Raw genomic sequence first — 20,963 nt, forward strand, 5'->3', positions numbered from 1 at the left:
GCGCTTGCCACAACTGTGTTGGCGGCTTGCGGTGGAGGTGGAGGTGGGGGAAGCGGAGCTGAAAGCGCGCCCCCGCTGTCGGTCAGCGTTACGCCGCCTGCGACCAGCCCGGCACCGAGTCCGGCGCCGAGTCCTGCGCCCGCACCGGCACCGAGCACGGCCCCGGCACCGAGTCCTGCGCCTGCACCGGCACCGAGCCCGGCCCCCGCACCGAGTCCTGCGCCTGCACCGGCGCCAAGTCCGGCCCCAGCACCGAGTCCTGCACCGGCACCGAGCCCTGCGCCGGCGCCGAGCCCTGCACCTGCGCCGGCGCCGAGCCCTGCACCTGCGCCGGCGCCGAGCCCGGCCCCGGCGCCGAGTCCCGCTCCCGCGCCGGCACCGTCCGGTGACTTGATTTTCGGCGTCAACATCCACACCGGTTCGGACGCGAGCACCAACAGCACGCGCGCCGGCATCATGAAGACGCGCAACCTGAAGACGGCGCGCATGGACCTGTGGACCGGCGACATGAACGCCTTCCGCGACCAGGTCAACAAGATCCGCGCCAACGGCGGCAAGGTCGAAGTGGCGCTGCAAGTGAACTTCCAGTGGGACAGCAGCTGCAGCCCGGACCTCGCCGGCATCGAGCAGCGCGCCTACAACGACACCGCGACGCTGGTCAACCAGACCAAGGACATCGTCTACGACTACGAGCTGCTCAACGAAGTGCAGCTGCGCCCGGAAATCCAGCGCGAAGTGCCCTGGAACAGCGCCGGCAGCTCCACCGCGCCCTACCAGGGCAAGCCCTGCGTGGCCTCGCTCACCGCGGCGCTCAAGGGCATGTCGCGCGCGATCCAGGACATCCGCGCCAGCTCGGGCCTGCCGCTGAAGGTGATCATGGGCGCGCTGGGCCGCGACTGGGGCCTGATGACCCACCTGAAGCAACAGGGCGTGCAGTGGGACATCACCGGCTGGCACATCTACCCGCGCCAGGAGCAGGCCAGCCTGCTGAACGACACCTGGTACGGCGCTGGCGGCCCGCTCGCCCAGCTCGCTTCCTTCGGCAAGCCGGTTCGCATCAACGAGTTCCACTGCGGTGAGATCTACGACGGCGCCTACGAGAACCAGGCCGGCATGGCGACGACCGAGAAGTGCCTGAAGGGCCTGACGCGGCACCTGAAGGAGCTGCGCACCCAGACCATCGCCAACATCGAGTCGGTCCACATCTACGAGCTGACCGATGAGCCGGGCAAGAGCGCGCCGGAGAACCGCTTCGGCATGATGTACAGCCTGTCGCAGCCCAAGGTCCATCTGTACCTGGCCACCGCCTTCGCCGGCGGCACGCTGACGACGGGCGAGCGCAACGAGCTCACCAGCCGCGGCCTGCTGACCCATGCCGAGATCGACGCCATGAAGGCGGCGCAGTAAGGCGCCACCCGCCGGAGCGCCGGCCGCCATCGCCGGCGCGGAGTCGGTTGCATGCCGATGCAGCAGTTGCGCAGCCTGCATGAGCTGCGGATGGCGAGCCTGCCGCGATGATCGGTGCCGTCGCGCAGCCCGGGAGGAGGAAGCCTTGGGGTTGCCGCGCCAGTGATCGCGTGTTCGCCGCAAGGCGAATCAACTCGAGGAGATTCGTCACCATGCGTGCGCCTCGTTCGATGATCCGCCTCTCCGCAGTCCTGTTGCTGTTGCCGGGAGGCTTGTCGGTTCATGCCGTCGAATACGAAGTGGCCGGCGGCAAGCTCACTGTCACCGGGTCGGTCACTGCCGGCGGCTCCTGGCGGACGGACTCGCAGGACACCACGCTGCTGCCGAATGTGAACAGCTCGCAGGTGGGCATCGTCGGCAACGCGATCACGCCGGCCGCCGGCCGCAACCAGGACGACGGCAACCTCAACTACAGCAAGGGTGACCCGGTGTCGCAGGTCATGAACGGCTACCTCGCGCTGGAGTACAAGCAGGGGGCCTATGGCGCGGCGGCGAGCGTCAAGGCCTGGTACGACTACCTGCTGGAACACGGCGGTGTCCCTTGGGGCAATATCCCGAACCGCTACACGCCCGATGCCAGTCTGGGTGACGGCGGTGCCCAGCCCCGCACGCAGTTCAGCGGCGTCGCGATCGACAACCTCAAGGTGTTCGGCCGCAACGAGGTCGGCGGCTTGCCGCTCGACTGGACCCTGGGCTGGCAGAAACTCGATTGGGGCAACCGACTGCTGGTGATCGGTGGCCTGCGCGACCTCAACCCGATCGACATCCCGGCGCTCACCCGGCCCGGCATGCTGCAGCGGGACCAGGAGACGCGCATCCCGGTGCCGCAGATCTTCGCCAAGCTCGGCGTCTCGAAGTCGACCAGCATCGAGGGCTTCTACCAGTTCCACTTCGAGCGCAACGCGCCCAACCAGTGCGGCACCTTCTACACGGCGGTGGACTACTTCTCGGATGGCTGCAACGCGGTGACGCTGGGCAACGATTCCGATCGCGTTGCCCTTGCGACGGGCAACTTCATTCCGCGTGCGCCCAACGTGATGCCCTCCAACTCCGGCCAGGGCGGGCTGGCCGTGCTGCACACGGTCGACGAATGGGACACCAAGTTCGGTCTCTACGCCACCCGCTTCCACTCGCGGGCCGGCTTCAGCGGCATCTACAAGTCGCTGCGTGCCGGGGCGCCTTTCTTGCCGAACGATCCCGGCGGCCTGAACCCGAGGTACTTCACCGAGTTCCCGGAGGGCATCAACATGTTCGGCGGCAGCTTCGAAACCAAGGTCAAGGGTGGCCTGATCTTCGGCGAACTGACCTACCGTCCGAACCAGCCGCTGCAGTTCAACGCGGCCGACCTCGTGGCGGCGGCCGTATCCAACGTCGCGCCGACGCCGCTGCGGGCCAGGATGAACGCGCTGGGGCCGGGCGGCACCCTGAGCGGATTCGAGCGGCACAAGAACGTGCAGTTCCAGCTCGGCGAGGTGGGGCAAGTTCCGAAGGTGCTTGGCGCGGCGGGCCTCAACTGGGGCGCCGAGGTGGTTTACAAGGGCGTGCCGGACCTGCCGGATCCTTCGGTGACGCGCTTCGGCCGCAGCGACATCTTCGGGCAGGGGCCGGTCAACGGCGTCTGCCCGCCGCCGGCGGTCGCGATCCAGTGCACCACCGACGGCTACGTATCGCGCCATGCATGGGGCTATCGCGTGTTTGGCGGCCTGCGCTATGCCAACGTGGCCGATGGCGTCGACCTCGTACCCGCCATCCTCTTCGGCCAGGACGTCAAGGGCTGGTCCGGCGACGCCGGTATCCTCGAGGGCCGCAAGCTGGTCCTGGCATCGCTGCGGGCCGTCTTCCGTGGAGGTTTCGTGGCCGAAGTCGCCTGGTTCCCGACCTGGGGCGGCACCTACAACAACCAGCGCGATCGCAGCGCGATCCAGGTGTTCGTCGGCCAGCGCTTCTGATGAGCCGCCCCGCGGGCGGCCCGGGGCTGTCCGCCATCACCGCTCACCGAACGAGACGGCGTCCGACACGGGCAGGAGACTCCCGTTCCAACAATGCACATCCGCATTCACTGGAATCGGGGGCCCCCATGAGCATCTTCAAGGACATCCTCAACAAGATCTTCCATCGCGGCGGCGGCGAACAGGCGCAGACGCCTGCGGCGTCTGCAGAGGCCCCCATGCCATCGGGCGCCGACGCCGCGACCGCCGGCCTCGCGGCGCAGGCGGCAGCCACGGCGGAGGCAGTCGCTGCCATGCCGCCGGTGGATGTCGAGGCCGTGCTGAATGAAATCGCGGCACAGAACAGCCAGAAGCTGAACTGGCGCACGTCCATCGTGGACCTGATGAAGCTGCTGGACCTGGATAGCAGCTTCAAGGCGCGGAAGGATCTTGCGACCGAGCTCGGCTACACGGGTGCCCTGGATGGCTCGGCCGAGATGAACACCTGGCTGCACCGGCAGGTGATGACCAAGCTGGCGCAGAACGGCGGCAAGGTGCCGGCCGAGCTCAGGGACTGACCAGGCGTTCCGGAGGCGACTACTTGGTCGCCCTGTTGCCGATGTAGGCGCCAGCCGCGGCGCCGCCGACGGTGCCTAGCGTGCTGCCGCCAGTCACGGCGTGGCCTGCCACGCCGCCGAGCGCGGCACCACCCACTGTGCCGGCGGTATTGCGGTCCATGCTGGCACAGCCGGCCAGCGTCGTCAGGAATACGGCCAGAGCGGCCGCGAAGAGCTTCGTTTTCATCGTGTACCTCTCCTGTTGCATTGCCAGGCGCGGGAGCCGCTTGGCCCCGGCTTGTTCAGCCTGTCATGCCAGTCTAGGCAGCGGCTGAGTCGCGCCGATGTAGGAAAGGGAGGCCGCAGGCGGTCGGTCCATGGCCTGCCTGCCGGGCAGCGCGCGCCGGACAAGGTCGGGAAAACTGAGTGTGGGGGCCGGCGACTCGGCTTTCGGCGATGGTCGTCCGCTACCATCCCCACTCATCACGAATCACGCTGGCGGATCACCCAGCGGGTCTCCACGAAACCGGTGCCAGCGCAGAAATCCAGGCCCACCTTGGCTTTGCTCGAGAGCAAGCTGCGCCCTCTCTTGGGCGCACGGACGCCCATCGCACGTCCGCGTCTGGCGCTTCCCGCGGACTTGGTGCGAGGGCGCATCAAAGCGGTCCTGGTCGTGGCGCCGGCCGGCTACGGCAAGTCGACGCTGATGGCACAGTGGTTCGAATCGTTGCGCGGCGAGCAGGAAGCGCAGGCGTCCTGGCTCAACCTGGACGAGAACGACAACGACCCCGAGCGCCTGCTGCACTACCTGATCGCCGCGTTGCAGGCGGCCATTCCGGAACTGCGCAGAGATCCCACACTGGATTTCCAGGCGCCCGTGACCACGGAAGCCAAGCTCGATGCGCTCGGCGCCCGGCTCGCAGACTTCGATCGCAAGCTGGTGCTGTTCATCGACGACGCCCATGTGTTGGCGGATGGCCAGGCCCTGCAGGTCTTCGAGTGGCTGGTCCGCTTCGCCGGCGACAGCCTGCGTTTCGTCATCGGTTGCCGGCAGGTGCCGCGCGTGGGCATGCCGGAACTCAGGCTGCGCGGTGAGTTGGTCGAACTCGACCAGTCCGCTATGGCCTTCACCACCGATGAAGTCGAGAGCTTTTGGCATGAGCGGCAACTTGGACCGTTGGACCGCAGGGCGTTTGCGACCCTTCTCGAGAAGACGGAGGGCTGGGCCGCCGTGATCGAGCTGTTGACGCTGGCGCTCAACGAAGAGCCCAATGCCGCGAAGCTGATCGCCGACTTCTCGGCCACGGAGCGCGGCGTGGTGGAATACCTGGGCGAGGTGGTGTTCGGGCGGCTGGCTGCCCAGCAGCGCGAGCAGATCCATCGCCTGGCCCAGTTCGACAGGTTCTGCGCCGAACTGGCCCTGCAGGCCTGCGGGCCCGGTGTGCCGGACGACTTGCTGGCTGAGCTGCAACGGCGCAGGCTGTTCGTCATTCCTCTCGATCGCAAAGGCCAGTGGTTCCGTTTCCATCACCTGGTGCGCGACTACCTGCGGCGCCAGCTGCCTCGGGGCCTCGCGGATACCACGCGGCAGACGCTGCTGGCCGGTGGCCAGTGGTTCCATGACAACGGCATGCCCGATGACGCAATCGACTGCGCCGTGCGTGCCCAGGCCTGGGACCAGGCCTGCCAGTGGCTGGCCGCCTCGATCGGGAGCCAGGCCCGGCGCATGGGTTCGGGCACCAGCGTGGCGCGCTGGATGCCCCTGATTCCCCGGGAGCAGATCGACCGCTATCCCCAGATCCGCATCAGCTACATGTCCACCCTGGCCTATCACCAGGAGAAGGAGCTGCTGCAGCGTGAGCTCGCCGACTTCGAATCGCTGATTCACGCCTGGGAGCGCTCCGGCGGGCGGGACGCGAACGACATGGATGCGATGCGCAGCACGCTGGCGCTGCACCGGCTGATGTGGCGGGCCCTGAGCGACGGCGGTGTGGACATGCTGCCGCACGCGCAGGCCTGGCTGGAACGCTGGCCGCAGGCGCGGCCCCGCATGCTGGGCGATGCGCTGATCGCTGCGGCCTACGCCTGCAAGACGGCCGGCGAGATCGACCGCGGCATCGACTACGCGTCTCGCGCGCGCCAGACCCTCTCCGGGCATGGCGGTCCCTTCGGGGTGTCGCGCAGCATGCTCGTCACGGCGGTGCTGTGGCTCAAGCGTGGCGACTACCGGGCGGCCCAGTCGGTCAGCGAAGAGGGCCTGCGCTTCGTCGCCGAAAAGCTCAATCGGCACCCGGAGCACATGGCCTACCACCACGCGGTGCTCTCCGCAGTCCAGTACGAGTTCGACGACATGGCGCAAGCGGTCAAGGAGCTCGAAAGCGAACTCGCCGCGGTGGACGCGACCGGCATCGCGGACGTGCTGATCCTGATCTACCTGACGCGAGCGCGCCTGCAGTTCCTGCAGGGCGAGCGAGATGCCGGCCTGGAGGCGCTGAGCCTGGGCCGGCGGCTGGGCGTGCGCCGCGAACTGCCGCGCCTGACCATCACGCTGGCGGCCGAGGAGTGCACCTGGCTGTGCCGCTTTGGCGAACAGGCGGCGGCGCTGGACCTGGCGCGCCAGTTCGGCTTCGATCGCCGGGAATTCACCGGCTATGACCTGCTGGCCGACAAGGCGGCGCGCATCGGTCCGCGGCTGCTGCTTGCCAAGTCGCCCGAACAGGCGCTGGTCCAGCTCGAGCCGGCGATCGTCCGCAGCCGGGAGAAGGGCTTCCATCACCGCCACGTCGAGTTGTTGATCCTGCAGGCGATGGCCCTGGTGCGCAGCGGGCGCGAGGCCGATGCCGCGGGCGCATGGGCGGCCGCGCTGGAACTGGGAGAGCGCTTCGGCTACCGCCGTGTGTTCCTGGACGACGCGGAGATGGTCGCCACGCTGTCCCAGGCCGCCAGGGGGAGGAAAGAGGTTCCGCGGCCCGCCTGGTTGCAAGCCAGGCCGAAGGCGGTCCTGCTCGAATCGGACGAGCAGCTCACGCGCAAGGAACTGCGCATCCTCAAGCATCTGGATTCCGGCCGCTCCAATGGCGAGATCGCCGAATCGCTGTTCATCTCCGAGGGCACGCTGAAATGGCACCTGCGCAACCTCTACCGCAAGCTCGGCTGCAAGAACCGCAGCGGCGCGATCGCCGCGGCCCGGCGCCGCGGGGTCATTGAGAACGGGCCGGCCTAGCGGCAGGGCACTGCTCAGCTACCACTCCTGGCGGCCCGGCAGGGCCGCGCAAAAACCTCACTTTTGGAGGGTTGGAACCAACCCTCCCGGCCCGTAACCTTGCAGGACTCGTGACGGCAGCGCAATGACAGGCGTTGCCAGCGCAGACACCGCGCAATGGACGAACGGCGCCAACCCACCCAGGCTGATTTGGGCGCCACGCCTTCGGATCGCCATGCGCATTCCCCAGCCAACCATCCAAGGAAACGGATTTACCTCATGAATGGAAAAGCATACGTTGCCGGCGTCGGCATGGTGCCGTTCGGCAAGCCCGGCGCTTCCGACAACTACGAGATCATGGCCGCCGCTGCCGTGCGCAAGGCGCTGGCGAACGCGGGGCTGGAGTACGGCGACGTCCAGCAGGCCATCGTCGGCTACGTCTACGGCGACTCGACCGCCGGCCAGAAGGCGCTCTACAACGTCGGCATGACCGGCATCCCGGTCGCCAACGTCAACAACAACTGCTCCACCGGCTCCACCGCGCTGTTCCTGGCGCGCCAACTGGTGGAAGCCGGCGCTGTCGACTGCGTGCTGGCGCTGGGTTTCGAGCAGATGCAGGCCGGCGCGCTGCAGACGCACTGGACGGACCGGCCCTCGCCGTTCGCCGACTTCGACAAGCTCTGCGACGACATCAATCCCTACCCGGTGCCGCTGGCGCTGCGGTACTTCGGCGGCGCGGGCAAGGAGTACATGGACAAGTACGGCACCACGCCCGAGCTGTTCGCCAAGGTGCGCGCCAAGGCCAGCCGCCACGCCAGGAACAACCCGATGGCGCTGTTCCGCAAGGAAGTGACCGCGGAAGACGTGATGGCCTCGCCCGTGGTGTTCCCTGAAGCCGGCATGACCCGCCTGATGGCCTGCGCGCCCACCTGCGGGGCGGCGGCTGCCCTGCTGGTGTCGCACGACTTCGCCGAACGCAAGAAGCTGGACCGCCGCGTTTTCATCGCCGCCCAGGCGATGACGACCGACCGCCCCGGCACTTTCGAGAAGCGCAGCATGATGACCCTGGTCGGCGCCGACATGACGCGCGAGGCGGCCGAGATGGTGTACGAGAAGGCCGGCATCGGCCCGAAGGACGTCGACGTGGTCGAACTGCACGACTGCTTCGCGCAGAACGAAGTCGTGACCTATGAAGGCCTGCGCCTGTGCGAGGAGGGCGGCGCCGACAAGTTCGTCTCCGAGGGCCAGAACACCTACGGCGGGCGCATCGTCACCAATCCCTCGGGCGGCCTGCTGTCCAAGGGCCATCCGCTGGGCGCCACGGGCCTGGCGCAATGCACGGAACTGGTCGAGCAGCTGCGCGGCACTGCGGGCGAACGCCAGGTGCCGAACGCGCGCATCGGCCTGCAGCACAACCTCGGTCTCGGCGGCGCCTGCGTCGTCACCCTCTACCAGCGCGCGAACTGAACATGATCGACAAGAAGCACATCGGGCTGGAGTTGCCGGCCGTGAACTGGCCGGTGGAGCGCGGACGCGTGATGGCGTTCGCCCGTGCCATCGGCGACACCCGTCCGGAGTGCCTGGACGACTCCGCCGCCCGCGACGCCGGCTATCGCGGCCTGGTGGCGCCGCCCACCTTCTGGTTCGGCGCCTGGGCCGACGGCGGCACGCTGGAGCTGATGCTCTCGAAACTGGACGTGCCGATCGCGCGCATCCTGCACGGCGAGCAGTCCTTCACCTATGGCGCCCCCGTGTGCGCCGGCGATGTCCTGACGATCAAGACGCGCATCACCGACATCGTCGACAAGAAGGGCGGGAAGATGGAATTCGTCACCCAGCGCTCCACCATCACCAACCAGCTGGGTGACACCGTGGGCGAGATGACCGCGGTGATCGTCGCGCGGAGCTGAGAGCAGCATGAGCACCAAGGACCAGACCCTCAACATCGGCGACGCGCTGCCCGAAATGCGGCTGCCGCCGGTGGACCGCACCATGCTGGCGATCTTCGCCGGCGCCTCGGGCGACTTGAACCCGATCCACATCGACATCGACTTCGCGCGCCGCGCCGGCATGCCCGACGTGTTCGCGCACGGCATGCTGGGCATGGCCTGGCTGGGCCGGCTGCTCACGCAGTGGGCCCCGCAGTCGAAGCTGCGCCGCTTCGACGTGCGCTTCATGGCCATCACGCATTTGGGTAACCGCCCGGTGCTCACCGGCAAGGTGGTCGAGAAGCTGGAGCAGGGCGGCGAGCCGCTCGCCCGGGTGCAGGTCGAAATGCGCAATCAATACGGCGAACTGAAGATCCAGGGCGAGGCCCTGGTGGCATTGAACTGAAGGAACAGGAGCACATCATGGGAAAGCTCGAAGGCAAGGTAGCCCTCATCAGCGGTTCGGGCCGCGGCATTGGCCAGGCGGTGGCGCTGAAGCTGGCGTCCGAAGGCGCCAGCGTCGTCATCAATGACCTCGACGCCGCGCCGGCGGACGAAACCGTGGCGCAGATCAAGGCCGCCGGCAGCAAGGCCGTGGCCTGCGTCGGCAGCGTGACCGCGCCCGATTTCGCCGAGCGCTTCGTCAAGACCGCCATCGAGAACTTCGGCGGCCTGGACATCATCGTCAACAACGCCGGCTACACCTGGGACAACGTCCTGCAGAAGATGACCGACGAGCAGTGGTACGCCATGATCGACGTGCACCTGACGGCGCCCTTCCGTATCCTGCGCGCCGCCAGCGGTTTCATCCGCGAAGCGGTCAAGGCCGAAACCGAAGCCGGCAAGCAGGTGTTCCGCAAGGTGGTGAACATCTCCTCGATCGCCGGCGTGGGCGGCAACGCCGGCCAGGCCAACTATGCGGCGGCCAAGGCCGGCATCATCGGCCTGACCCGCACCATGGCCAAGGAGTGGGGCCGCTACAAGGTCAACGTCAACTGCGTGGCCTATGGCCTGATCAACACCCGCCTGACCAGCGCGCCCGCCGACGGCTCCTCCGAGATCGACGTCGAAGGCAAGAAGATCAAGACCGGCGTCAACCCCGACCTGCTCAAGGCAATGGAAGCCATGATCCCGCTGGGCCGTGGCGGCACGCCGGAAGAAGCCGCGGGCGCCGTGGCGATGTTCTGCTACCCCGAGTCGAACTACGTGTCCGGCGAACTGCTGGTCTGCGGCGGCGGCTTCCGCATCTAAGGAGCGTCAGTGGGTATCCCGCGCACCCTGTTTGCCGAAGAACACCTGCAGTTCAAGGAAGCGGTCGACCGCTTCCTGGATGGCGAGGTGGTGCCGAATTACGAGCGCTACGAGGACCAGGGCTTCATCGACCGCGAGGTCTGGACCCAGGCCGGCCAGGCCGGCTTCCTGTGCCCGACCATGCCGGAGGAATACGGCGGCTCCGGCGTCGACAGGCTCTTCAGCGTGGTGCTGTTCGAGGCGTTCTCGCGCAAGCACGTGCCCGCGCTGCTGGGCATGTCGCTGCACAACGAGATCGTTGCGCCGTACATCCTGAACTACGGCAGCGAGCAGCTCAAGCGCAAGTACCTGCCGAAGATGGCGAGCGGCGAAATGATCGGCGCCATCGCCATGACCGAGCCGGGCGCCGGCTCCGACCTGCAGGGCGTGCGCGCCACGGCGGTGCGCCAGGGCGACCACTATGTGCTGAACGGCTCCAAGACCTTCATCACCAACGCCGTGCTGTGCGACCTGGTGATCGTGGTGGCCAAGACCGATCCGGCCGGTGGCGCCAAGGGCACCAGCCTGTTCATCGTCGACACCTCCATGCCCGGCTTCACCAAGGGCAAGCGGCTGAAGAAGGTCGGCCTGAAGGCGCAGGACACGGGCGAGCTGTTCTTCGACAACGTCAAGGTGCCGGTGGAGAACCTGCTGGGCGAGGAGAACAAGGGCTTTTCCTACCTGATGCACGAGCTCGCCTGGGAGCGCCTGCAGATCGCCATTGCCGCGGTCGCGCAGATGGAGCAGGCGATCGAGGACACGTCCCGGTATTGCCGCGAGCGCAAGGCCTTCGGCAAGGAGATCATGGATTTCCAGACCACCCGGCACAAGCTGACCGAGGCGATGACGGAAGTCCAGGTGGCACGTGTATTCGTGGACCGCTGCATCGAGCTGCGGCTCAAGGGTGAACTCGACGCTGCCACCGCGTCCATGGCCAAGTACTGGTGCACCGACCTCACGAGCAAGGTGCTGGACGTGTGCCTGCAGCTGCACGGTGGCTACGGCTACATGTGGGAGTACCCGATTGCCCGCGCCTGGGCCGACGCGCGCGTGTCGCGTATCTACGGTGGCGCCAACGAGATCATGAAGGAAGTGATCTCGCGCCAGCTGCCATGAACGCGCCAAGGGGACCACTCGCCGGCGTGCGCGTCGTCGAGATGGCCGGCATCGGCCCGGGTCCGTTCGCCGGCATGCTGCTGGCCGACCTGGGTGCGGAAGTGATCCTGATCGAGCGGCCCGTCAAACCCGGCGATCCGCTCGACCTGGGTCCCAACAACATCTGCAACCGCGGCAAGCGTTCGATCTGCCTGGATTTGAAGAATCCGAATGCGGTGGATCTGGTGCTCGGCCTGGTCTCGAGCGCCGATGCGTTGATCGAAGGCATGCGCCCCGGCGTGATGGAGCGCCTGGGCCTGGGTCCGGACGTGTGCCTGACGCGCCAGCCGAAGCTGGTGTACGGACGCATGACCGGCTGGGGCCAGGCCGGGCCCCTCGCGCAAACCGCGGGCCACGACATCAACTACATCGCCCGCTCCGGCGCGATGTGGTTTTCGTCGCAGGCCAATCAGGCGCCGCTTCCACCGCCCACCCTGGTGGGCGACGTGGGCGGCGGTGCGCTGTACCTGGCGCTGGGCCTGGTGGCGGGCGTGCTGCATGCACGCGCCGGCGGTGCGGGGCAGGTGGTGGACGCGGCCATCGTGGACGGCAGCGCCCACCTGATGAACCTGGTGCTGTCGCTGCACGCCGCTGGTCGCATGCCGGTGCAGCGCGGCGGCGGGCTGCTCGACGGCCCCTGGTGGTATGGCACCTATCGCTGCGCCGACGGCCGCTGGCTCTCGATCGGCGCGCTGGAAGCGCAGTTCAACGCGGAGTTGCTGCAGCGCCTGGGTGCCGTGGGCGACCCGGCTTTCGCGCGGCCCTACGACCCCTTGGGCTGGCCGCTTGGCCGGGAGCGCATGGCGACGATCATCGCCGGCCGCAGCTGCGACGAATGGTGCCGGGTGTTCGACGGCAGCGATGCGTGCGTGGCGCCGGTGCTCGACCCGCGCGAGGCGGCGCAGGACCCGCAGCTGCGTGCGCGCGGCACCTATGTCGAGCGCGACGGCGTGCACCAGGCGGCGCCCGCCCCGCGCTTTTCCGGCTTCGCGCCCGAGGTCGCGGCTGTGCCGCGGCGCGGTGCCGATTGGCAGGCCATCGTCGAGCAAGCTGGTTTCGCGGCGCGCTCGGCCGAAGAGATCCTTGCCCTGGGGGTCATCCCCAGCTGAAACGCGGCGGCAAGGGATGCCGTCGTTCTGACGCACGCAACAGCGACGGCTGCTTTCGGCCCCAAGCAACACAACCCAGGAAGCGCCGGCTCAGTCGATCAATTTCAATCCCAGGGGCAGCGCTTCGCCGAAGACACCCTGCTGGCCCGCTTCGTCCAGCGGCACGACTTCGCGCACGCGCGCGATCCACGCCGGTGGCGCGCGCAACGCGTCGAGGCGGTCGATCACCTCATGGCGAAGGTCGGCAGGCAGGTCGCGCGCACGGTCACCGCTCATGCGCGCGAGATTCGCCGCCGCGGCCGCCGCGTTTTCGACCTGCTTCCAGTCCAGAGCGAGAAGGACCTTCAACCACGCGGCGGCGGCCTCGATCGGCACGACGCGGTGCGCGCTGCCGTGAAAGGGCAAGCGCGCGCCCAGGCGGCCGATGCTCCACAGCGTCCACTGACTCTGAGCCTTCACGGTGCCGCGCTGCATCTGCCCGACGAGCCAGTCGCCGACCTCGACCTTGTGCTCGCTCGCAATGCGTTCCAGCGTCGCGCACATCCGCACCATGTCGTCCCAGCCGCCCGGGACCGGGCGCTGCATGCGCCGAAATTCGACCGGATCGATCTCGTCGCCGCGAAGGTTGATCGCGAAGTCCTCGAGCAGCCGCTGCTGTGCCGCGTCGTCGAGGCCGCCGGCCACACGGCGCCACAGGGTCCACCACTCGGCGCAGACTTGGGCGTCGCGGCCATGGTGCACGCCCTGCTCGTAAAGCGGCCACAGGCGCTCGATGCGCCACTCGTCCAGCACGTCGCCGAAGCCGGGCCGCAGGCACCAGCCGGCGAGGCTCAGCCAGACCCGTTCGTGATCGGCAGAGCGGCGCCGCCCGCGGGCGCGCTGGAGCAGCGCATCGAACATCGATCGCAGCAGCCCGAGGCTCCATCGGTCGCGCTGCCCGAATAAGGCGTCCAGTCGCGTGCGCAGTTGCTTCACCGCCTTCGGGTCGGCAAGCCGGTCGCGCGTCCCGAACACGCGCTCGACCAGGGTGACCGCTTCGGCGAAGCGCGGTGGCAGGGCTTGCGGTGACGCCGCCGCGCCGTCCCCGCGCAACTGGAACTCGAGCCGCCAGCGCTGGCTCGGGTCATCGTCGGCGATGCAATAGAGGGCGAGGGTTCCGACCTCTGTCAGTGTCGACGCCAGGTGAACGGCGATCTCCTGCAGGCCCTTGCCGCGAGAGGAGCGCAGCACGGTGGCCAAGGGCGGCAGCGGCACCGCGTCCAGGTCGCTCAGGTCCACCTGCGCGCCGGCGGCCACCGTGCCGGACGTCGTCGCAACGAGATCGAAGCGCACCGGCTCGCCACTCTTCATCGCAAAGCTGCGGCCTTCGAGCGGCACCTCGTGCCCCTCTTCGCTCCCGCGGGGCAGCACACAGATCCCGCGCGGCGTGTCGCCGCTCGAACCTTGGACGCGAAGGAAATAGTTGCGAGCGGCGCCCGCGGCGATCTTCGGCGCAAGCCCGCGGCGTGCCAGCGCATAGGCCACGGCGCCGCGGGCCACCGCGATGTCCGGGTCGGCGTTGTGCAGCGGCTTCAACACAGCGCCGCGCCATCCCGCCAGCGTCTCGTGCAATCGCGTCGCAATGGCATGGGCGCGGAACACGCCGCCGTTGAGCAGCACCGCATCGGGCCAGGCCGCACCCCGGTGCTGACCAAGGAAAGCGGCGAGGTGCCGCGTCACCGCCGGGTCGCTCGCGTAGGGCAGGCCGAATGCCACCAGGCCGCTGACCACGCGATCGCGGCGGGGCAGTTCATCGGCGGCCACCCGCGGGAAGAATCCGTCGATGACGATGCGCTCGGCTTCATCGCGGCCCAGGTCGACCGTCCGGGCGCCGCCGACCAATCGCGAGCCCGTGCCGAGCAGGGTCACTGCCACGCTCTCCATCGCCTCGCGCGCTAGCAGCCGCTCCTTCGCGGCGCGGCAGCGCTCGATCAGCGAAGGCAGCGCGCCGGGCGCCAGGCGCTGCCCGCCGGCGGCGGCCGCCAGCTTGCCCTCGGCACAGTGCGCGAGCGCGAGGTCCATGTTGTCGCCACCGAGCATGAGGTGACGGCCGACCGCGACGCGTTCGAGCCGCGGCTCGCCGCCGCGCATCTCGACCCGCACGAGACTCAGGTCCGTGGTTCCGCCGCCCACGTCGCACACCAGCACGAGGCGCGTGTCTGCCAGCTCGGCGGACAGCGCAGCGCGATGACGGAACAGCCAGTCGTAGAGCGCGGCCTGCGGCTCTTCGAGCAGCCGCAGCGTCGGCAGGCCGGCCCCTCGTGCCGCCTCCAACGTCAGCGCGCGTGCGACGTCGTCGAACGAAGCAGGCACCGTCAGCACGAGTTCCTGCGCCTCGAGCGGGGCTTGTGGCATGCGGTGGTTCCAGGCTGCCCGCACGTGCGCCAGGAAGCTCGCGCTGGCTGCCACCGGCGAGATCCCGGCCACCTCTCGGGAAGCGCCCCACGGAAGGATGGGCGCCAGCCGATCGACAGCCGCGTGCGACAGCCAACTCTTCGCGCTCGTGACCAGGCGGCCGGGCACTTGCGCGCCGAGTTCGCGTGCCAGGCTGCCGATCACCGCCCCGTCAGGACTGGGGCCCCAGGGCAGCACCAGGTCGCCTTCGGGAATCTCGCCCGCCGCGGGGTGGTAACGCACCGAGGGCAAGAGCGGCCGCGTGGCGACCTCGCCCAGCGCGACAAGCTGCTCGATCTCGAACAGCTGGATGGCGTCGTCCCCGACAGCCTTTGATGGCGCGTAGGCAACGACCGTGTGCGTGGTGCCGAGGTCGATGCCGACGATGTAAGGCGCCATCGCGACGCTCGTTTCTACGGTTCGGCGTCAGGCGCCTTCACTGCCTTCGAGTGGCTCGCCACGCACATCGAACTCGACCTTCCACCGTTCTTCGCCGCTGCGCGGCACGGCTTCGAGCTCCAGCGTCCCGGCCCCCGTGACACGCGCATGCAGGCGCACGGGCACCATCTCGCCCGGCGAGCGGCCCTGCGGTGCCAGCGTGGCCGAGATGGCGTCGATCTCCCGCAACTCGTCGGGTGCCCAGGCATCGAGCACTGCGCCGACGGCGTCGTGACGCCGCACCGACGAAGCGAAGAAGCGGAATCGCACCGGCTCGCCGACAACGATGCCGACCTCGAGCGACGGCAGCGCAGCCTCGGTGCCCTCTTCCATGCCGAACGGGGCAATGCACAGCGCCTGCAGCGGCGGTTCGATCCCGGGCACGGCCGGCATCGATGACTCCACGCCGACGTAGTACGCGAACGCCGTTCCGCCGCGAATGCGCACGCCGCGGCCGCGCCGCACGTAACCGTAGTACGCCGCACCGCGCGCGACGGCGAGATCCAGGTCGGCACCGGCCAGCAGGCGCACCGGCTCGCTGCCCTCGGACCGCAGCCATTGATCGACAGTGCCGGCAACGCGTTCGGCCAGCAGTTGCGACTTGAACACACCGCCGTTGAACAGCAGTGCGGTCGGATGGATGAAGCTGGCACCGGGCGCACGGCGAGCCGCAAAGCCCTCCAGCTCGGCCACGGCACCGATCTGGCGGCCGAGGAACGCCGCCAGGTGGCGCGTCACCGCGGCGTCCTGGGCATAGGGAAGGCCCAGCTGTGCGAGGGCCGCGCGCACGCGGACCACAGGGCGAGCCGAGGCTTCGACGGCCGGAAAGAAGCCTTCGAGGATCGAAGCGGCGACCTCCTCTCGCGTGAGCTCGGTTCGGATCGAGCCACCAATCAGCTTGCTGCCGCGGCTGGGTACGACGATGGGCTGCGCGGGCGCCTCGGGATCGGCCAGAAGTTTTTCCTTGGCGCCACGACATGCATGGGTCAGGGCACGCAGCTGCCATGCATCGAGCGTCGTTCCGACGGCGGAGAGCTTGCGCGCGACCACGTGCGCAAGCGACAGGTCCATGTTGTCGCCGCCGAGCAGGATGTGCTCGCCGACTGCGACTCGGTGCAGCTCCAGGCTGCCCTCGCGCTCGAGCACCGCAATGAGGGAAAAGTCACTGGTGCCGCCGCCGACGTCGACCACGAGGATGACGTCGCCCGGACGTGCCTGTTGCCGCCAGGCGCCCCGTGCCGTCTGGATCCAGCTGTAGAGCGCGGCTTGCGGCTCTTCGAGCAGTGTCGGCGCGGGATAGCCCGCGGCCTTGGCCGCTTCCAGCGTGAGCTCGCGCGCGGCCGGGTCGAAGGAGGCCGGTATCGTTACCGTCACGTCCTGCTCGGCGAACGGTGCCTCGGGGTGCGCCTGGTCCCAGGCGGCGCGCAGGTGTTCCAGGTAGCGACGGGACGCGTCCAGCGGCGAAACCCGCCCCAGTTCAGGCGGGGCATCTTGCGGCAGGATGGCGCCCCGCCGGTCGACTCCGGGATGGCTAAGCCAGCTCTTCGCGCTCGACACCAAGCGGATCGGCGTCGTCGCGCCACGGCTGCGTGCCAGCTCGCCGACAACGCCGCTGCCCCCGGTCTGCCATGGCAAGGTGAGTTCACCTGGCGGCAACTCGTCGGCATGTGGAAGATAGAGGAACGATGGCAGCAAGGGCTGCTCTTCGACCGTGCCCGGGGCAGTGAGTTGCGGGACCGGCAACACCCCATGCGCGGTGACGTCACCGTCGCTGGCGCCAATGTCGATGAACGACAGCGCGCTGTGCGTGGTGCCGAGGTCGATACCGATGGAATAGCGTGGCCCCAGCCCGGCGCCTTGTTGGGGCGCGACGCTCACAGTTCCACCTCGGCTGCGGCGAGCACGCGGGTGTCATGCCCTTCGGCGAGTCGGGGCAGCCGAACCTCGGCCACGCGCCAGCCGCGATGGCGCAGGCTACCGTTGAACGGCGGCTGGCCGACGACATTGCCGGTGAGGCGCACAGCCGCAGCGTCGAACCCCGCCGGAAGCGCAACGCGGCTACCCTCGGCCTCGTCGCGCACCGGCACGATCTGGAAGTGCTCGCGCAGGACCTTGGCGCAGCCCTCGTGGACGAGGCGCGCTGCGGCGCCGACCTGGGTGTCGCTGTAGTCGGCGAGGTTCTCGCCGGCGAAGTCGATCAGGCGCGCGTCCCGCTGCAGCAGGGACAGCAGTTGCAACGCAGCGTCCGGGCTGGCCTGCCTGAGGGTCGGCGCGGGGGCTGCCGGGGCAACTGGCGCAACTGGCGCCGGCTTGGCGCCACCGGCCGCGTCGAGAAAGCGTGCCGCCGTCTCGGGATCGCCGAGCACGGCGAAGAACGCTCGAACCGCGAGGCCGATCCGCGCCAAGAGCGAGGGCGGCTTCCTGGAGGAGGGAGTGTCATTGGACGTGGCCATGAGGTGCTCCATACCGGACGCGCAAATGGCACCGGCGAATGGCTCGGCCGGGCGTGACATTTGCCGCGCCCATCATGCCACTGCGGTCGCCGATCGCAGTGCAGATGGCTCGACTGGGAATCGCAACATGGTGCGCCGCACTTCTGTCACCTCGCACACCGCCGGCCATGGCCCACGAACGACGGTCCCATGGCTGATCCGCCGCGATGCAGCGCAGGCTGCTCTACTCGCCCTCGAAGCCCGGAGCCTGAGACACCTCTGTGGCCTTGTAGATCCTGTGCTGCGCCGCGGAGCCGAGAGGGTCGGAGACGACCAGTAGGCGCCACAGCTTCTCGCGCGCCGAGCAGGCGCGCTCATCGCTCGAGAGTTCCAGTCGAGGCGCCGCGAGAGAGGTTCCCTTCACCGCTACCTTGAGCAGTGTTTCGCCCTTCGGGCTGGACACCTCGATGTCGTAGCCAAGGTGCTGACTGCTCACGTCTTTGGCCTTGTAGCCATACCCGCTGAAGTGCCGCGTCACGTAGGCCAACGCGGCGGCCTGGACATCCTCGCCGGAGACCGGCGTGGAATCCGCCGTTCCTGCCTTTGGAGCATCCGGAACGCCCCGTCGCGCTCGCGCGGCCTGAACCTCCGCGCCTGACGGGACCCACCCGCGCGCGCCGCGGACCAGAACCGCCAGGCCTTCATCGGGCTCCCAGGCTGCGACGTGCCACTCCTCATCATCGCGAACCCGGGTGGAAACCTTCGCGCTCTTGTTGCTCTCCAGTTCGTCGATGGGGACTCGATTGGTCTGCAGGACCGCCCGAAAGGTCTGCTGCGAATCGAAGGTCCGCTTGAGCAGGACGAGCCGGTCCTTGGCACGCTGAACCTGGTTGGGGCTGCGCGCGCGGCCCCCTGTCCGGAACTGGGTGTCTAGCAGCTCGAGGGAGAACCAGCGCGCTCCCGTTCCGACCATGACGTGCTCGCCCCAGATGGTGGCAATGACGCCGTCTCCGCTCGCGAGCCAAGCATGATCGAAGGGCCTTTCCCGCGCGGCGAGCACGCCCATCTTCTCGACGATCTCCACCGGGTTGAGGCGGGGTCCGGAGAGGCGCTTCTCATTGATAACAGCGAGCACCTGGGGGTCAACTTCCTGGTCCATGCGGATGGGTCAGGCAAACGCCTTGGCATTGTTGGCTGGGTCGCCCAAGAGGCGGTCAAGCGCAGGCACAAGCTCGGGTGGAATTTCCGCCATTGCCGGCCGATTCTCGCCAAGCCAGGCTCCGAGGCGAGGCTCGACGATTTCGATCGGTGTGTCGAAGTAGCATCCCTCGGCCTGCTCGCAGGCCCTTGCCGCGTTCTTGAACTTGAACTGTTCGAGCCATTTTCCTCCGCCAGCGGGAGGGTACTTCTCAAAGGCCCTGAACTTGTAGCCAAGCCAGTACGAGCGCAAGCCTTTGGGTTCAGCTCGAACCTCAAAGACATAGATGTCGTTCCCGAGCGCCGCGTTCGTTGCTTCGGGCTCATTGGACGCGTACGAGTAAGGAGCCTTTTTGACTTGCTTCATGACCCTCGAGAGAGGCCCAAGGTCGTCGACGAAGTGTTTCACTGCGAACGCGGTCATATTGGCAACCTTTTTAGGTGTCTGGCGTGGAGGGGCGAAGAGCATGGTACCTCCACGGTTGCCCTGTCATTGGAAATGATGGAGGACAATGTCTGCGAGTGGTCGAGAACGGTCCTTCCCGGAACGACTGGGAGCGGCGAATTCGGGGCCGACTTCGACGGTCCAACTGGTCATGACGAAGAGTCTCGTTTCGATTGCCGCGGCGCTGCTTCTCGCCGCCTGTGATTCGCAGCTCGGGGGTTCCAGCATCGCGCCTGGTATGTCTCGTGAAGAGGTGCTTGCCAGAATGGGGCAGCCCACGCGTGTCGTGGCGCTGGCCAATGGTGCTCAGCGCCTGCAGTACTCATCGCAACCGTCTGGGCCGTACGCTTGGATGATCGATCTGGACGCTGCCGGCCGGGTCACCGCCTCCAGACAGGTTCTCAACGAGCGCGACTTCAACCGGATTGTTCCCGGAGAATGGACTCGTGCCGACGTCGAGCGGGAGTTCGGCCCGCCTGCCGGTGTCAATGCGGTGGCGAGTTGGAACGGCCCGGTGATGACTTATCGCTGGAGAGACAGCCAGGGGGCCAGCATGTTCTTCTGGGTGTATCTCGACCCGCAAAACGTGGTGCGGCGCGCCCACCCTGGCATGGAGTTTCGCAACTGATGTTTTGATCTGAGCTTGTGACGAACCGCCGAGCTTGCGCGCCTGCACCCGGTCAATAGCATGGCCTTACTCATCTCAGGAGCCACCATGCCGCTCGTGACACTGACTGTCGTTCGCCCCAAGTCTACGGAGTTCAAGACCTCGGTTCTTGAGGCAGTGCAGGACGCCTTGGTTGCAATCGGCGTGCCGGCCGCCGACCGATTCCATCGGGTGCTGGAACTCGCGCACGAGGACTTCCGTTTCGACCGGTCATATCCGGACGTGCAAGGTGCGCGAACCGACGACTTCATCCTGATCGAGGTCCTGCTCTCGGCCGGTCGCAGCGTGAAGATAAAGAAGCAATTCCTGAGCGTGCTTCTCGACGGACTGACCCAGGCCGGACACGACCGGGAGAACTTGATGGTCGTATTCAAGGAAACGACCTGGGAGAACTGGGCCTTCGCCGGCGGCCGGCAGATCCACGTCTAGGGACGGTCCCAGTCCCAGGCCACGGGTTCGCGGCGTACGAAAGCCTCGTCACGTCCAGAAAGACGAAAGGACTTAGCCTCGCGGCTAAGTCCGTGATGTAAGTGGTGGGTCCTGTAGGATTCGAACCTACGACCTACGGATTAAGAGTCCGCTGCTCTACCAACTGAGCTAAGAACCCACTTCTGAAACCTGTGGTGGAGAGGAGGAGGATCGAACTCCCGACCTTCGCATTGCGAACGCGACGCTCTCCCAGCTGAGCTACCCCCCCACAGAGAAGAGATACGAA

General features: G+C 67.9%; 19 protein-coding genes and 2 tRNA genes. 12 read left to right on the forward strand and 9 right to left on the reverse strand.

Going from position 1 to position 20,963, the window contains the following annotated elements:
* Positions 1 to 88: 88 nt before the first annotated feature.
* Entirely contained in the window at positions 89 to 379 is a 291-nt protein-coding gene (locus tag UC35_RS24410; RefSeq protein ID WP_061502160.1) for a hypothetical protein, read from the reverse strand.
* Between the two features lie 11 nt (positions 380 to 390).
* Here UC35_RS24410 and UC35_RS24020 point away from each other — a divergent pair, with 11 nt between their 5' ends.
* The 3 genes from UC35_RS24020 to UC35_RS18150 all read left to right on the forward strand — a co-directional run bounded on the left by UC35_RS24020 (position 391) and on the right by UC35_RS18150 (position 3,973).
* Positions 391 to 1,407, forward strand: coding sequence for a hypothetical protein (locus tag UC35_RS24020; protein ID WP_061502161.1), 1,017 nt, complete (start codon positions 391 to 393; stop codon positions 1,405 to 1,407).
* 212 nt (positions 1,408 to 1,619) lie between these two features.
* Complete coding sequence (locus UC35_RS18145; protein ID WP_158513940.1) at positions 1,620 to 3,416, forward strand: DUF1302 domain-containing protein; 1,797 nt, start codon at positions 1,620 to 1,622, stop codon at positions 3,414 to 3,416.
* Positions 3,417 to 3,544: 128 nt separating this feature from the next.
* Positions 3,545 to 3,973 carry a DUF3597 domain-containing protein gene (locus UC35_RS18150; protein WP_061502166.1) on the forward strand — a complete coding sequence of 143 codons (429 nt, stop codon included), beginning with the start codon at positions 3,545 to 3,547 and terminating at the stop codon, positions 3,971 to 3,973.
* A 19-nt stretch (positions 3,974 to 3,992) separates the two neighbouring features.
* Here UC35_RS18150 and UC35_RS18155 read toward each other — a convergent pair whose 3' ends face one another.
* Positions 3,993 to 4,199, reverse strand: a complete 207-nt coding sequence (locus tag UC35_RS18155; protein ID WP_061502168.1) for a glycine zipper 2TM domain-containing protein — start codon at positions 4,197 to 4,199, stop codon at positions 3,993 to 3,995.
* A gap of 396 nt (positions 4,200 to 4,595) precedes the next feature.
* Between UC35_RS18155 and UC35_RS18160 the strand changes: the two genes are divergently transcribed.
* From UC35_RS18160 to UC35_RS18190, 7 genes are all read left to right on the forward strand, one after another.
* Complete coding sequence (locus UC35_RS18160; protein ID WP_415752685.1) at positions 4,596 to 7,175, forward strand: LuxR C-terminal-related transcriptional regulator; 2,580 nt, start codon at positions 4,596 to 4,598, stop codon at positions 7,173 to 7,175.
* A gap of 258 nt (positions 7,176 to 7,433) precedes the next feature.
* Entirely contained in the window at positions 7,434 to 8,621 is a 1,188-nt protein-coding gene (locus UC35_RS18165; RefSeq protein ID WP_061502172.1) for a lipid-transfer protein, read from the forward strand.
* A 2-nt stretch (positions 8,622 to 8,623) separates the two neighbouring features.
* On the forward strand, positions 8,624 to 9,064 hold the full coding sequence (locus UC35_RS18170) for a MaoC family dehydratase N-terminal domain-containing protein (protein WP_061502174.1): 441 nt from the start codon (positions 8,624 to 8,626) through the stop codon (positions 9,062 to 9,064).
* 7 nt (positions 9,065 to 9,071) lie between these two features.
* On the forward strand, positions 9,072 to 9,488 hold the full coding sequence (locus tag UC35_RS18175) for a MaoC family dehydratase (protein ID WP_061502176.1): 417 nt from the start codon (positions 9,072 to 9,074) through the stop codon (positions 9,486 to 9,488).
* Between the two features lie 17 nt (positions 9,489 to 9,505).
* On the forward strand, positions 9,506 to 10,333 hold the full coding sequence (locus tag UC35_RS18180) for an SDR family NAD(P)-dependent oxidoreductase (RefSeq protein WP_061502177.1): 828 nt from the start codon (positions 9,506 to 9,508) through the stop codon (positions 10,331 to 10,333).
* Between the two features lie 9 nt (positions 10,334 to 10,342).
* Positions 10,343 to 11,488 carry an acyl-CoA dehydrogenase family protein gene (locus tag UC35_RS18185; RefSeq protein ID WP_082793369.1) on the forward strand — a complete coding sequence of 382 codons (1,146 nt, stop codon included), beginning with the start codon at positions 10,343 to 10,345 and terminating at the stop codon, positions 11,486 to 11,488.
* Positions 11,485 to 12,636 (forward strand): CaiB/BaiF CoA transferase family protein, encoded by a 1,152-nt coding sequence (locus tag UC35_RS18190; protein ID WP_061502179.1) that lies wholly within the window; start codon positions 11,485 to 11,487, stop codon positions 12,634 to 12,636. The genes UC35_RS18185 and UC35_RS18190 overlap by 4 nt, the downstream gene beginning before the upstream one ends.
* 90 nt (positions 12,637 to 12,726) lie before the next feature.
* Here UC35_RS18190 and UC35_RS18195 read toward each other — a convergent pair whose 3' ends face one another.
* The 5 genes from UC35_RS18195 to UC35_RS18215 all read right to left on the reverse strand — a co-directional run bounded on the left by UC35_RS18195 (position 12,727) and on the right by UC35_RS18215 (position 19,605).
* On the reverse strand, positions 12,727 to 15,468 hold the full coding sequence (locus UC35_RS18195) for an Hsp70 family protein (RefSeq protein ID WP_061502180.1): 2,742 nt from the start codon (positions 15,466 to 15,468) through the stop codon (positions 12,727 to 12,729).
* Positions 15,469 to 15,495: 27 nt separating this feature from the next.
* A complete protein-coding gene (locus UC35_RS18200; RefSeq protein WP_227820373.1) occupies positions 15,496 to 17,385 on the reverse strand; it encodes an Hsp70 family protein in 1,890 nt (629 codons plus the stop codon).
* A complete protein-coding gene (locus UC35_RS18205; RefSeq protein ID WP_061503923.1) occupies positions 17,382 to 17,960 on the reverse strand; it encodes a DUF2760 domain-containing protein in 579 nt (192 codons plus the stop codon). The genes UC35_RS18200 and UC35_RS18205 overlap by 4 nt, the downstream gene beginning before the upstream one ends.
* 223 nt (positions 17,961 to 18,183) lie before the next feature.
* Positions 18,184 to 19,098: a protein NO VEIN domain-containing protein gene (locus UC35_RS18210; protein ID WP_061502182.1), complete on the reverse strand. Its 915-nt coding sequence runs from the start codon at positions 19,096 to 19,098 to the stop codon at positions 18,184 to 18,186.
* A gap of 9 nt (positions 19,099 to 19,107) precedes the next feature.
* On the reverse strand, positions 19,108 to 19,605 hold the full coding sequence (locus UC35_RS18215; RefSeq protein ID WP_145979539.1) for a hypothetical protein: 498 nt from the start codon (positions 19,603 to 19,605) through the stop codon (positions 19,108 to 19,110).
* A 127-nt stretch (positions 19,606 to 19,732) separates the two neighbouring features.
* On the opposite strand from UC35_RS18215, the gene UC35_RS18220 reads away from it, so the two are divergent.
* Both UC35_RS18220 and UC35_RS18225 read left to right on the forward strand, forming a co-directional pair.
* Positions 19,733 to 20,209 carry a hypothetical protein gene (locus tag UC35_RS18220; protein WP_061502186.1) on the forward strand — a complete coding sequence of 159 codons (477 nt, stop codon included), beginning with the start codon at positions 19,733 to 19,735 and terminating at the stop codon, positions 20,207 to 20,209.
* Between the two features lie 87 nt (positions 20,210 to 20,296).
* Positions 20,297 to 20,677, forward strand: coding sequence for a tautomerase family protein (locus UC35_RS18225; protein WP_061503924.1), 381 nt, complete (start codon positions 20,297 to 20,299; stop codon positions 20,675 to 20,677).
* A 102-nt stretch (positions 20,678 to 20,779) separates the two neighbouring features.
* On the opposite strand, the gene UC35_RS18230 is transcribed toward UC35_RS18225, so the two are convergent.
* Together UC35_RS18230 and UC35_RS18235 are read right to left on the reverse strand one after the other, a co-directional pair.
* A tRNA-Lys gene (locus UC35_RS18230) sits at positions 20,780 to 20,855 on the reverse strand.
* 14 nt (positions 20,856 to 20,869) lie between these two features.
* Positions 20,870 to 20,945, reverse strand: a tRNA-Ala gene (locus tag UC35_RS18235).
* Positions 20,946 to 20,963: the final 18 nt, after the last annotated feature.

Source organism: Ramlibacter tataouinensis, from assembly GCF_001580455.1.
Classification (GTDB): Bacteria; Pseudomonadota; Gammaproteobacteria; order Burkholderiales; family Burkholderiaceae_C; genus Ramlibacter; species Ramlibacter tataouinensis_B.